The organism is Roseateles sp. UC29_93 (assembly GCF_042695725.1).
Taxonomy (GTDB): Bacteria; Pseudomonadota; Gammaproteobacteria; order Burkholderiales; family Burkholderiaceae_C; genus Roseateles; species Roseateles noduli_A.
In genome coordinates, this window is sequence record NZ_CP170545.1 from 4,029,053 (window position 1) to 4,041,223 (window position 12,171).

The following is a 12,171-nucleotide window of genomic DNA, read 5'->3' on the forward strand; positions in this document are numbered from 1 at the left end:
CAGAGCGTCCGGCGGCTTGAGCACTGACAAGTGACTCAGGCAGCCTGATCCGAGAGGTGCGTGGGCGTGTGTTGCAAGCGGACTTGCGGGTTAGGTTGTAGAACGCATCACCCCCAGTGGACTGACGTCCGGAGGGAGGGGTGACGCTCCTGATTGCGCTCGACCCTGCCGGTGAGGGTCAGGCCTTGAACGGACGCCGTTCGTTCCACCAGCTCAGCACCAGATCACGGGATTCCCCGATGGTCTGCTGCGAGTTGTCCAGTTCGATCGCGTCCGCGGCGGCCTGCAGCGGGGAGGCGCTGCGACCCTTGTCGCGTGCGTCCCGCGCTTCAAGATCAGCGCGCAAGCTTTCGATATTAGCCGAAATGCCCTTGGAAATCAATTGCTTGTAGCGCCGCTCGGCCCGCGTGGCCGCACTCGCGGTCAGGAAGACTTTCAACGCCGCGGCGGGGAAGATCGCGGTGCCCATGTCGCGTCCGTCGGCAACCAGCCCGGGCAGGCGGCGGAAGTCGAGTTGCAACTGATGCAGCGCGCGGCGCACCGCCGGGTGGGCGCCGACCTGCGACGCCATCAGGCCGGTCGCCTCCTGGCGCAGATCGCCGGAGACGTCCTCGTCGTCGAGCAGCACGCGGCCGGATTCGAACTTCAGGTCCAGCGTCGGGACGATGGCCGCCACGGCCTCGCCGTCGTCCAGCGAGATGCCCCTGCGCGACGCCGCCAATCCGGTCACCCGGTACAGCGCGCCCGAGTCGAGCACGTCGTAGCCCAGGGCCTGGGCGACCTCGTCCGTCAGCGTGCCCTTGCCGGAGGCGGTCGGACCGTCGATGGTGATGACGGGGATGTCCTCGACGTTCGCGCGGACGACGCCGAACAGCGTCTCGAAGTAGTCCGGGAAGGTCTTGGCGACGCATTGCGGATCGAGGATGCGAACCGGCACGGCCGCGCCCTGTCGATCATCCTGCAGCCCGTTGAACGCGGCCAGCGAGAAACACATCGCCACGCGGTGATCGTCGTAGGTGTGGATGGCCGCCGGCTTCCAGGCCTTCAACGGGTGGACCCGCAACCAGTCGGGACCTTCCTCCACCTGCGCGCCGAGCTTGCCCAGTTCGGCGACCATCGCGGCGATGCGGTCCGTCTCCTTGACGCGCCAGGAAGCGATGTTGCGCAGCGTCGTCGGGCCGTCGGCGTAGAGCGCCATCACGGCCAGCGTCATCGCGGCGTCGGGGATGTGGTTGCAGTCGAGGTCCAGGGCCTTCGGCGGCCAGGCGCCGCGACGGACCTCGAGCCAGTTCGGACCGATCTCGACGCGCGCGCCCATCGCCTGGGCGGCCTCGACGAAGCGGACGTCGCCTTGTACCGAGGTGGAGCCGACGCCCTCGATGCGCAGCGGCGCATCGGTCGCCGCGATCGCGCCGAGCGCGACGAAGTAGGACGCCGAGGACGCGTCACCCTCGACGTGCACTTCGCCCGGTGAGCGGTAGCGGCTGCCGGCGGGAATGACGAAGCGCTGCCAGTCCTCGTCACGGCGGACCTGCACGCCGAAGCGCGCCAGCAGTTCAAGCGTGATGTGGACGTAGGGCTTGGAGATCAGCTCGCCGGTGACCTCGATGACGACGTCGTTCGCGGCCACGAGCGGCAGCGCCAGCAGCAGGGCGGTGAGGAACTGGCTGGACACGTCGCCGCGCACGCGCACCGGCGCGTCGAGCGTCAGCGTGGCCGGGCCGTTCAGGCGCAGCGGCGGATACCCTTCCTGGCCAAGGCAGTCGATCGGGCAGCCCAAGGCGCGCAGCGCATCGACGAGGTCGCCGATCGGACGCTCATGCATGCGGGGCACGCCGGAGAGCTCGAACGTGCCGCCCTGCGTCGCGGCCAGCAGCGCCAGCGCCGCCGTCAGCGGTCGCATGGCGGTGCCGGCGTTGCCGAGGAAGAGCTTGGCCTCCTTCGTGCGCAGCGTCCCGCCGATGCCGGTCACCGACAGCACGCCGTCGGCGCCGGTCTCGAGCCGGCAGCCGAGCTCGCGCAACGCGGCGAGCATGACCTTCGTGTCGTCCGAATCCAGCAGATCGTGGACGCGCGTCACGCCGTCGGACAGGCCGGCCAGCAGCAGCACGCGGTTCGAGATGCTCTTGGAGCCGGGCAGCGACACGGTGCCCGCGGCACCGCGCAGCGGGGGCAGGTCCAGGAAGGGGATCTTGTACATGGCGCTGTCGCGGCACGCGCGACGTGCCGGCGGAGAGGAGAAGGAGGTTTACTTGGACTTCGACGAGGACGGCGCGGGTGCGCCGAGCTGCCACTGCGCGCGACCCTCGGAGGCCTGGCGGATCATCGCCTCCAGCGCGTGGGGATCGCCCTCGCGGATGGCCTGTTCCATCTGGTCCAGCACTTCGCGGAAGCGTTGCGACTGCGTCAGCAGGTCCTGCTTGTTGGCCATCAGGATGTCGCGCCAGATGGTCGGATCGCTGGCGGCGATGCGGGTGAAGTCGCGGAAGCCGGAGCCGGCCAGGCTGAGGAAGTCGCGGCCCGACGGCTGCTTCTGCACCGAGCTGAAGTACGCGTAGGCCAGCAGGTGCGGCAGGTGGCTGACCGCGGCGAAAGCCTCGTCGTGGTGGTGCGGCGCCATCTTGAGCACCTGGCAGCCCAGCGCCGACCAGAGGTCCGTCGCCTTCTGCACCATCTCCGGCTTGGTCTGTTCCAGCGGCGTCAGGATGACCTGGCGACCCTGGTACAGCGCCGCGTCGGCATGCTGCACGCCGGCGCTCTCCTTGCCGGCGATCGGGTGCGCGGGCACGAAGCTGGAGAACTGCTTGCCCAGCGCGCGCTTGGCCGCGTCGACCACGTCGCTCTTGGTCGAGCCCACGTCCATCAGCAGCACATCGGCGCGCACCAGATGGCGGATCGCCTTGAGCGTCGACTCGGTGGCCGCCACCGGCACGGCGATCAGCACGATGTCCGAGCCGGACACGGCCAGCAGCGCCGATTCCGCGGCGATGTCGATCACGCCCATGCGACGGGCGGTCTCGGTCGTGGACGGGCTCTTGCTGTAGCCGACCACGCGGCGCACGAGGCCGGCTTTCTTCATGGCCAGCGCAAACGATCCGCCCATCAGGCCGCAACCGATCACGCCGAGTTGGTTGTACATCGCGAGAAACCTCTTTCGCTCAGGGCGTCAGCGTCAGGACTTCAGCGGGTAGGCGCCGATGACCTTGTAGAACGCGCACAGCTCCCGCAACTCCGCCAGTGCGGCCGCGACATGCGGCTGCGACGGATGACCGTCCAGGTCGATGTAGAAGTAGTACTCCCACTGACCGGTGCGGGCCGGGCGCGATTCCAGGCGTGTCATCGACACGCCATGCTTCTTCAAAGGAACCAGCAGATCATGCATCGCGCCGGGGCGGTTCGCCACGGAGACGATGAGGCTGGTGCAGTCCCGCCCCGTGGCCGGGGGGGTGGCCATGGTCTGCGGCAGGCAGATCACGGCGAAACGGGTCCGGTTGTACGCCTCGTCCTGCACCGCGTGCGCGGTGATGTGCAGGCCGAAGAGCGTCGCCGCGCGCTCGCTGGCGATCGCGGCGTAGGCCGGGTTTTCGGCGGCCAGGCGGGCGCCTTCGGCGTTGCTGGAGACGGCGCGGCGCTCGGCGTTGGGCAGGTGCTTGGACAGCCAGTTCTGGCACTGCGCCAGCGCCTGGGGGTGGGCCAGCACGGCTTCCACGCCCTGCAGCGTGTTCTCCTTGCGCAGCAGGTTGTGGCGGATCAGCAGGCTGACCTCGCCGACCACGTGCGTGGGCGTGTGCAGGAACAGGTCGAGCGAGCGCGTCACCACGCCCTCGGTCATGTTCTCGACGCCGACGACGCCGTACTGCGCGCTGCCGGAGGCGGTCGCGTGGAAGACCTCGTCGAAGCTGTTGCAGTAGATGAGGTCGGCGGCGCCGCCGAAGTACTCGATCGCGGCCTGCTCGCAGAAGGTGCCGAACGGCCCCAGCACGGCGACGCGCTGCGGCGACTCCAGCGCCAGGCAGGCGGACATGATCTCGCGCCAGATCGCGGCGACGTGCTCGCCCTTGAGCGGGCCGGGATTGGCGCCCCTGATCTTGGCGATGACCTGCGCGACGCGGTCGGGGCGGAAGAAGGGCGTGCCGTCGCGGCGCTTGATCTCGCCGACCTGTTCGGCGACATGGGCGCGCTGGTTCAGCAGCGTCAGCAGCTGCGAGTCGAGCGCGTCGATCTGGTCGCGCAGCGCGAGCAGTTCCGGGTCGGCCACCGGCGCCGGAGGCACGGGGGGGCCGGCCGGCTCGAGCGGCTCAGGCGGCGTGGAAGGGGTCGGCGTGTCAGCCATGTCGGGTCTCGAAATCCTTGAGGTGGCTTACCAGGGCTTGAACGCCCTCCAGCGGCATCGCGTTGTAGATCGATGCCCGCATGCCGCCCACCGACTTGTGGCCTTTGAGTTGCAGCAGTCCGCGTTCCCTGGCGCCGGCCAGGAAGGCGTCGTTCAGACGCTCGTCGCGGAGGAAGAACGGAACGTTCATCCGCGAGCGGCAACGCGCCGCCACGCGGTTTTCATACAGCGAAGAGCCGTCCAGTGCCTGATAGAGCAGGGCGGCCTTGTCGATGTTGCGCTGCTCGATCGCCGCGAGGCCGGTCTTGCCGCCGTACTCGAAGCGCTTGAGCCATTGGAAGACCAGACCGGCGACGTAGATGCCGAAGGTCGGCGGCGTGTTGTACATCGACTCGGCCTCGGCCACGATCTTGTAGTCGAACGCGGACGGGCAGATCGGCAGCGCATGGCCCAGCAGGTCCTCGCGGACGATGACCAGCGTCAGGCCGGCCGGGCCGATGTTCTTCTGCGCGCCGGCGAAGGCGATGCCGACCTTGGACCAGTCGACCGGGCGCGAGGCCACGTGCGACGAGAAGTCGATCGCCAGCGGCGCGTCGCAGCCCAGCGCGCGGAGGTCGGGCAAGGCCTGGAATTCGATGCCGTCGATCGTCTCGTTGGTGCAGACGTGGACGTAGGCGGCGTCCTTGCGCAGTTGCCAGGTCGACGGATCGGGGATATCGAGGTAACGACCGCCGGCGGCGTCCAGTTCGGCGGCGTTCGCGGCGATCTTCACGTCGGCATAGCGCCTGGCTTCGCCGGCGCTCTTCTTCGACCACGAGCCGGTGACGACGACGTCGACCGCGCCGCCGCGCGACAGGTTCAGCGGCAGGATGGCGTTCTCGCCCAGGCCGCCGCCCTGCATGAACAGGATGCGGAAGTTCGCCGGGACCTGCAGCAGCTCGCGCAGATCGGCCTCGGCGGCTTCGTAGATCGAGAGGAATTCGCGGCCGCGATGGCTCATCTCCATGACGCTCATGCCGGAGCCGTGCCAGTCGAGCATCTCCTCGGCGACCAGGCTCAGGACCTCTTGAGGGAGGGCGGCGGGACCGGCGGAGAAGTTGAACGGGCGGACAGCTTGCATGGAGGCGCGGAGGGAGGACGCGGATGTCAGTGGCGATGACGGCGCGATCGGGATGCGATCGAGCGGTCCGACGAGGGGCGGGCCCCTCGTCGGAGGGCGATGCCCGATTACTTCTTCGGTGTCGTCGCGGGCTTGTTGGTGTTCAGCTTCGGTGCCGAGGCCGCGCCCGAGGGCGGCGGACCGGCTTCCAGGCCGAGCTGCTTGGCGATGTTCTGCTGCAGCGCGGTGAACTTCTCGTCGAGCTGCTTGCCGTTGTCGTCGATCAGCTTCTTCGTGTAGAGGCTCTGCAGTTCCTGCGAGGACTCGGCGAATTTCTTGCTCACCGGGGATTGCAGCCAGGCCAGCAGCTGCTTGAGTTCGTCCTCGGTGAACTTCTCGTCCAGCGCGACGCCCATCGTCGACGGGGCCAGCTTGATGCCCTTGTCGACCAGCGGCTTGGCGTTGTCTTCGAGGAACTTGCGCAGGTCGGCGTCGATCTGCTTGGCGGTGGCTTCGCGCTTGGCTTCCGGCACGTTGCGCAGTGCGGGCGCGGCCTTGGCGGCGAGTTCATTGACCGGACGGCTCAGCACGCCCATGGTCAGCGCCTCGATCGCGGGCCGCTGGATTTCCAGGACCTTCGCGATGACGTCCTTCTTGGACTGCGGGCTGTCAGCCTTCTGCGCGAAGACGACGGGGCTCGCCAGCAGCGAGGCGGCGATGGCGCCGGCTTGGATGGACTTCAGCAACAAGGTCATTCCTTCACGTCGGGGGTGGAGTCGCCTGCGTCGCCCGTGGCGTCGCCGGCATCGGAACCGTCGGCGCCGGTGGCGTCCGCATCGGTCGATTCTGTCGATTCAACCGCATCGTTTTCCACGATGCGCTGCAGGCCCGAGAGCTTCGCGCCCTCGTCCAACGAGATCAGGGTCACGCCCTGCGTGGCACGGCCCAGTTCGCGGATCTCGGCAACCCGCGTGCGCACCAGCACGCCGGTGTCCGTGATCAGCATGATCTCGTCCTCGGGGCGGACCAGCGTGGCGGCCACGACCTTGCCGTTGCGCTCGCTCTGCTGGATCGCGATCATGCCCTTCGTGCCGCGGCCATGACGCGTGTATTCCGCGATGTTGGTGCGCTTGCCGTACCCGTTCTCGGTCGCGGTCAGCACGCTCTGCGTCTCGTCCTCGGCCACCAGCATGGCGATCAGGCGCTGGTCGGGCTCAAGCATCATGCCGCGCACGCCGCGGGCCTGACGGCCCATCGGGCGGACGTCGTCCTCGTCGAAGCGCACCGCCTTGCCGCCGTCGGAGAACAGCATCACGTCATGCTGGCCGTCGGTCAGCGCGGCGCCGATCAGGTAGTCGCCCTCGTCCAGGTCGACGGAGATGATGCCGGCCTTGCGCGGGTTGCTGAAGTCCTTCAGCGAGGTCTTCTTGACCGTGCCCAGCGCGGTGGCGAAGAAGATGAAGTGGTCTTCGGGGAAGGTGCGGAACTCGCCGGTCAGCGGCAGGATGACGTTGATCTTCTCTTCCGGCTGCAGCGGGAACATGTTGACGATCGGCTTGCCGCGCGCGTTGCGGGAGCCTTGCGGCACTTCCCAGACCTTGAGCCAGTACACGCGGCCGCGGTTGCTGAAGCACAGCATCCAGTCGTGCGTGTTGGCGATGAAGAGCTGGTCGATCCAGTCGTCGTCCTTCGTGGCGGTGGCCTGCTTGCCGCGGCCGCCGCGGCGTTGCGCGCGGTACTCGCTCAGCGCCTGGCTCTTGATGTAGCCGGTGTGGGAGAGCGTCACCACCATGTCGGTCGGCGTGATCAGGTCCTCGGTGCCGAGTTCCTGCGCGTTGTGCTCGATCACGCTGCGGCGCGCGCCCAGCTTGGTCTGGCCGAATTCCTGGCGGACCGAGGCCAGCTCGTCGCCGATGATCGTCGTCACGCGGGCGGGCGTGGCCAGGATGTCGAGCAGGTCGGCGATCTGGGCCATCACGTCGCGGTACTCGCCGACGATCTTGTCCTGCTCCAGCCCGGTCAGGCGTTGCAGGCGCATCTGCAGGATCTCGCCGGCCTGGTCGTCGGACAGCTTGTACAGGCCGTCCTCCTGCATGCCGTACTGCGCGGGCAGGCCCTCAGGACGGTAGGCGTTGCGGCCGCCGGCGGTCTCGCCCTCGGCGCGGGACAGCATCTCGCGCACCAGCGACGAGTCCCAGGCGCGGGCCATCAGCTCGGTCTTGGCGACCGGCGGGCTGGGGCTGCGCTTGATGATCTCGATGAAGTCGTCGATGTTGGCCAGCGCGACGGCCAGGCCTTCCAGCACGTGGCCGCGCTCGCGGGCCTTGCGCAGTTCGAAGACGGTGCGGCGGGTGACGACCTCGCGGCGGTGCTCCAGGAAGACCGTGATCAGGTCCTTCAGGTTGCACAGCTTGGGCTGACCGTCGATCAGCGCCACCATGTTCATGCCGAAGCTGTCCTGCAGCTGCGTCTGCTTGTACAGGTTGTTCAGGACGACTTCCGGGACCTCGCCGCGCTTGAGCTCGATCACCACGCGCATCCGTCCTTGTCGGACTCGTCCTGGATGTGGCTGATGCCCTCGATCTTCTTTTCCTGGACCAGCTCGGCGATGCGCTCGAGCAGGGTCTTCTTGTTCACCTGGTAGGGGATCTCGTCGACGATGATCGCCTGGCGCTGGCCGCGGTCGATGTCCTCGAAGTGCACCTTCGCGCGCATCACCACCTTGCCGCGGCCGGTGCGGTAGCCCTCGCGCACGCCGCTCAGGCCGTAGATGATCCCGGAGGTCGGGAAGTCCGGCGCCGGGATGATCTCCATCAGCTCGTCGATCGAGCAGTCCGGGTTCTTCAGCGCATGCAGGCAGGCGTCGACGGCCTCGTTGAGGTTGTGCGGCGGGATATTCGTCGCCATGCCGACCGCAATACCGGACGAACCGTTGATCAGCAGATTCGGCAGGCGGGCCGGCAATACCAGCGGTTCTTTCTCGCTGCCATCGTAGTTCGGACCGTAATCGACGGTTTCCTTGTCGATATCGGCCAGCATTTCATGGGCGATTTTCGACAGCCGGATTTCGGTGTATCGCATGGCGGCGGCGTTGTCGCCGTCGATCGAGCCGAAATTGCCCTGGCCGTCCACCAGCATGTGGCGCAGCGAGAAGTCCTGCGCCAGCCGCACGATGGTGTCGTACACGGCGCTGTCGCCGTGCGGGTGGTACTTACCGATGACGTCGCCGACGATACGGGCCGACTTCTTGTAGGGCCGGTTCCAGTCGTTGTTCAGCTCGTGCATCGCGAAGAGCACGCGCCGGTGCACCGGTTTGAGGCCGTCGCGGGCGTCGGGCAGCGCGCGGCCGACGATCACGCTCATCGCGTAGTCGAGGTAGGAGCGGCGCATCTCCTCCTCGAGGCTGATCGGCAGGGTTTCCTTGGCGAACTGGGTCATGCGCGTGTGCCGCGCACGGAAGTGCACGGCCTCTGGAGAGATCGGAAGACGATGATTCTAATTGCGCCCGCTTGTCGTGCTTCTGCAACAGGTTCATGAACGGAAGTCGCCACTGCCGTGAGAATGCAGACGTCCTGTTGCCCTATGGCACAATCGGTTCGTCCCTAGGAGAAACCCTTGGTCGGGGAGACTCCTGAGGTTTTAGTTCCGACATTGGACGTTTCGCAGGGCAACTGCGGCTTTCCTTGAGAGGAGAATCATGAAGAAATTGAACCGCGTGGCAGCGCTCTTCGCTGTCGCCGCCGTCGCCACCTCGGGCGCTATGGCCCAAACCGTGGATAACTGGCGCGCAACGGATGGCACCGTTTGGAAGAACGGCACCAACGAGCTGTGCTGGCGCGATGCTTTCTGGACCCCGGCTACCGCTGCCAAGGACTGCGACGGCGCGCTGAAGCCGGTGGTCGCTCAGGCTCCGGCCGCAGCGCCCGCTCCGGCTCCTGCCGCGGCGCCGTCCGCTCCGGCGCCGGTGCCGGTCCCGGTGGCACCGACCAGCGAAAAGGTCACCTACGCCGCTGACGCCTTCTTCGACTTCGACAAGTCGACGCTGAAGCCGGAAGCCAAGGCCAAGCTGGATGACCTGGTCTCCAAGACCGGTGGCATCAACCTGGAAGTGATCATTGCTGTCGGCCACACCGACGGCATCGGCTCTGACGCCTACAACCAGAAGCTGTCGGTTCAGCGTGCTGAATCGGTCAAGTCCTACCTGGTGTCGAAGGGTCTGGAAAAGAACCGCGTCTACACCGAAGGCAAGGGCAAGAAGCAGCCCATCGCCGACAACAAGACCGCGGAAGGCCGCGCCAAGAACCGCCGCGTCGAAATCGAAGTGGTCGGTACCCGCGCCGTCAAGTAAACGGTCCGAGGGCGACTTCGGTCGCCTCTCGACAAACCCCGCCAGCCGTCAGGCTCGCGGGGTTTTTTCATTACGGCGTCATGTCGTGGGTGTGCCCGGGAGGGTGCATGGCGTCGGCAATCTGCGCGATGTCGGGCAGTGGCGCCGCGCTGCTCGGCTACCATTGCGCCCATGGCGAATGTCGATGCAAAAGAGCTCGAGAAGTTCAGCGAGCTGGCCCACCGCTGGTGGGATACCGAAAGTGAATTCAAGCCGCTGCACCAGATCAATCCATTGAGATTGAACTGGATCGACGGGTTGTGCGGCCTGCAAGGCAAGACGGCGCTCGACGTCGGCTGCGGCGGCGGCATCCTGGCCGATGCGATGGCGCGCAAGGGAGCGAACGTCCTGGGCATCGACCTGGCGACGAAGTCGCTGCGCGTGGCCGAGTTGCACGCGATGGAGGCCGGCACGGAGAACGTCGCCTACCAGGAGATTGCGGTCGAGGACCTGGCGGCCCAACGCCCGGCCTCCTTCGATGTCGTGACCTGCATGGAAATGCTGGAGCACGTGCCGGATCCCGCGTCGGTCGTGACCGCGCTGGGGCAGCTGGTGAAGCCGGGCGGCTGGGTCTTCCTGTCGACCTTGAACCGCAACGCGAAGTCCTTTCTCTTTGCGATCGTCGGCGCCGAGTACGTGCTCCGCATGCTGCCCGCCGGCACGCACGAGTACGCGCGCTTCATCCGTCCGTCGGAGCTGGCGCAGATGTGCCGCGATGCCGGCCTGGAAGTGCAGGGCGCCAAGGGGCTGACCTTCAATCCGCTCACGCAGCGGTATGCGCTGAATGCGGATACCGACGTGAACTACCTGCTGGCCTGCCGCCGTCCCGCATGAGCACGGTGATGCTGAACTCGCCGGTCGGCATGCCGGCGCGCACGACCATCCGGACGGTGCTGTTCGATCTCGACGGCACGCTGGTGGACAGCGCGCCTGATCTGGCGGGCGCGACGAACGAGATGCTGATCGCGCGCGGCCTGCCCGAAGTGCCGTTCGAGCGACTGCGTCCGATGGTCGGCGCAGGTGCGCGCGGCATGATGGGCGTGGCGTTCGGCGTGTCCCCGATGGAGATGTCGTTCCCCGCGCTGCGCGACGAATTCTTCGATCGATATGAGCAGCGCCTGCTGCGCGCGACCTTTCCGTTCGACGGCGTCGCCGCGATGCTGCAGTCGCTGTCGGACGACGGCCTGAGCTGGGGCATCGTGACCAACAAGTCCGAGCGTTTCGCGTTGCCGTTGACGCGAGGGTTGGGTTGGGAGGCGCAAGCCGCGGCGGTCATCTGCGGCGACACGACGCCGCACAGCAAACCGCACCCCGAGCCGCTGCTCGAAGCGGCCAGACGTGCCGGCGTTGCGCCGCAGGAATGCATCTACGTCGGTGACGATGCGCGGGACATCCTGGCGGGTCGCGCGGCGGGCATGCAGACGGTGGCGGTGCGTTGGGGCTACCTGGGCGATGGCGAGCCCATCGAGGCCTGGGGTGCGGACGTGGTGCTGGACACGCCGGCGCAACTGATCGAGTGGCTCCGGGCGTCGCGCTGAGGGCGCGCCGATTGGCTCGGCGACACACGCCTGTCGAACTTCAGAAGCGTCTTTGAAAGACTCTTTGATGAACTTGTCGAGATCGGGCTCTTGAAGTCTGGGGCGGCAGGCATAATATGAGACTTCTCTCTCTGGGGCCGACCTGGTTTCGACGTGGGTACGGATTTGGAGTAGGGCATGCCGAGGGCCAGGCACCTCGTAAATCCATCTGGAACAAACCAACTGCGAACGATCAAACGTACGCTCTCGCGGCTTAAACCCCGCGGACCTCTCACCGGTTGGCCAATGGGCCGGGTGACGGGACGCAAGTCCTGACACAGAGAGGTTATACACATTGGCTGGCTGTCATTCGTGCACCTTGGGTGACGGCGAGATTTAGGGTGCTGGCCCGTCCGGTAGCGTGCTCCTGCGCGACCGGATAGGTGAGAACCAAATCAGAGAGCTAAGCATGTAGAACTGCCCGATGAAGGCTTGCGGACGCGGGTTCAATTCCCGCCGGCTCCACCATTTCAGACACCCAGCGCCAATGAACGACAGAGGCGCTGGGCTCGTCAAAACATCGGAAATTGGCGATGGTTGGCGTTCGGTTCGCACCGATTTCGCACCGAAAATCGCACCGATGTCCCTTCGATCGTCGCCCAGCCGGGAGGTTGCAGGCGCTCCCGACCTCTGACTTCGTCACCTTCCGAGGTGTGTGCGTCTGAACGCCCTCGCTGGCGGATGCCACCGACGCGGTCACCGGTGGTTGGGCGGATCAATCGCTGCGCATCAACTGGAGTGTCGTGCTCAGCATCTCAGCTGCAAAGTTTCGCGC

8 protein-coding genes, 1 other RNA gene and 1 pseudogene are annotated in these 12,171 nt (G+C 66.8%); 4 read left to right on the plus strand and 6 right to left on the minus strand.

Annotated elements, in window-relative coordinates; all coding sequences use genetic code 11:
* Positions 1-178 precede the first annotated feature (178 nt).
* From ACFJIX_RS18680 to gyrA, 6 genes and pseudogenes are all read right to left on the minus strand, one after another.
* Positions 179-2,200, minus strand: coding sequence for a bifunctional 3-phosphoshikimate 1-carboxyvinyltransferase/cytidylate kinase (locus ACFJIX_RS18680; RefSeq protein WP_377153594.1), 2,022 nt, complete (start codon positions 2,198-2,200; stop codon positions 179-181).
* Positions 2,201-2,248: 48 nt separating this feature from the next.
* Positions 2,249-3,139 (minus strand): prephenate dehydrogenase, encoded by an 891-nt coding sequence (locus ACFJIX_RS18685; RefSeq protein ID WP_377153596.1) that lies wholly within the window; start codon positions 3,137-3,139, stop codon positions 2,249-2,251.
* Between the two features lie 33 nt (positions 3,140-3,172).
* Entirely contained in the window at positions 3,173-4,333 is a 1,161-nt protein-coding gene (gene pheA, locus ACFJIX_RS18690; protein WP_377153598.1) for a prephenate dehydratase, read from the minus strand.
* Entirely contained in the window at positions 4,326-5,453 is a 1,128-nt protein-coding gene (gene serC, locus ACFJIX_RS18695; RefSeq protein ID WP_377153600.1) for a 3-phosphoserine/phosphohydroxythreonine transaminase, read from the minus strand. The genes pheA and serC overlap by 8 nt, the downstream gene beginning before the upstream one ends.
* 107 nt (positions 5,454-5,560) lie before the next feature.
* A complete protein-coding gene (locus ACFJIX_RS18700; RefSeq protein ID WP_377153602.1) occupies positions 5,561-6,178 on the minus strand; it encodes a DUF2059 domain-containing protein in 618 nt (205 codons plus the stop codon).
* Positions 6,179-6,183: 5 nt separating this feature from the next.
* A pseudogene (gene gyrA / locus ACFJIX_RS18705) lies at positions 6,184-8,870 on the minus strand (DNA gyrase subunit A).
* Positions 8,871-9,129: 259 nt separating this feature from the next.
* On the opposite strand from gyrA, the gene ompA reads away from it, so the two are divergent.
* The 4 genes from ompA (at position 9,130) to ssrA (ending at position 11,864) form a co-directional block, all read left to right on the plus strand.
* Positions 9,130-9,780 (plus strand): outer membrane protein OmpA, encoded by a 651-nt coding sequence (ompA, locus tag ACFJIX_RS18710; protein ID WP_377153604.1) that lies wholly within the window; start codon positions 9,130-9,132, stop codon positions 9,778-9,780.
* 171 nt (positions 9,781-9,951) lie between these two features.
* A complete protein-coding gene (ubiG, locus tag ACFJIX_RS18715) occupies positions 9,952-10,653 on the plus strand; it encodes a bifunctional 2-polyprenyl-6-hydroxyphenol methylase/3-demethylubiquinol 3-O-methyltransferase UbiG (protein ID WP_377153607.1) in 702 nt (233 codons plus the stop codon).
* The gene (gene gph, locus ACFJIX_RS18720) at positions 10,650-11,357 is read left to right on the plus strand and encodes a phosphoglycolate phosphatase (RefSeq protein WP_377153609.1); all 708 of its coding nucleotides are present in this window, start codon (positions 10,650-10,652) and stop codon (positions 11,355-11,357) included. Before ubiG ends, gph begins: the two co-directional genes overlap by 4 nt.
* A 133-nt stretch (positions 11,358-11,490) precedes the next feature.
* Positions 11,491-11,864: a transfer-messenger RNA gene (gene ssrA / locus ACFJIX_RS18725) on the plus strand.
* Positions 11,865-12,171: the final 307 nt, after the last annotated feature.

Bases quoted from the DNA above. Each gene is read 5' to 3' on its own strand.
- ACFJIX_RS18680 (WP_377153594.1), bottom strand. From the start codon at position 2,200: ATGTACAAGATCCCCTTCCTGGACCTGCCCCCGCTGCGCGGTGCCGCG.
- ACFJIX_RS18685 (WP_377153596.1), bottom strand. From the start codon at position 3,139: ATGTACAACCAACTCGGCGTGATCGGTTGCGGCCTGATGGGCGGATCG.
- pheA (WP_377153598.1), bottom strand. From the start codon at position 4,333: ATGGCTGACACGCCGACCCCTTCCACGCCGCCTGAGCCGCTCGAGCCG.
- serC (WP_377153600.1), bottom strand. From the start codon at position 5,453: ATGCAAGCTGTCCGCCCGTTCAACTTCTCCGCCGGTCCCGCCGCCCTC.
- ompA (WP_377153604.1), top strand. From the start codon at position 9,130: ATGAAGAAATTGAACCGCGTGGCAGCGCTCTTCGCTGTCGCCGCCGTC.
- ubiG (WP_377153607.1), top strand. From the start codon at position 9,952: ATGGCGAATGTCGATGCAAAAGAGCTCGAGAAGTTCAGCGAGCTGGCC.
- gph (WP_377153609.1), top strand. From the start codon at position 10,650: ATGAGCACGGTGATGCTGAACTCGCCGGTCGGCATGCCGGCGCGCACG.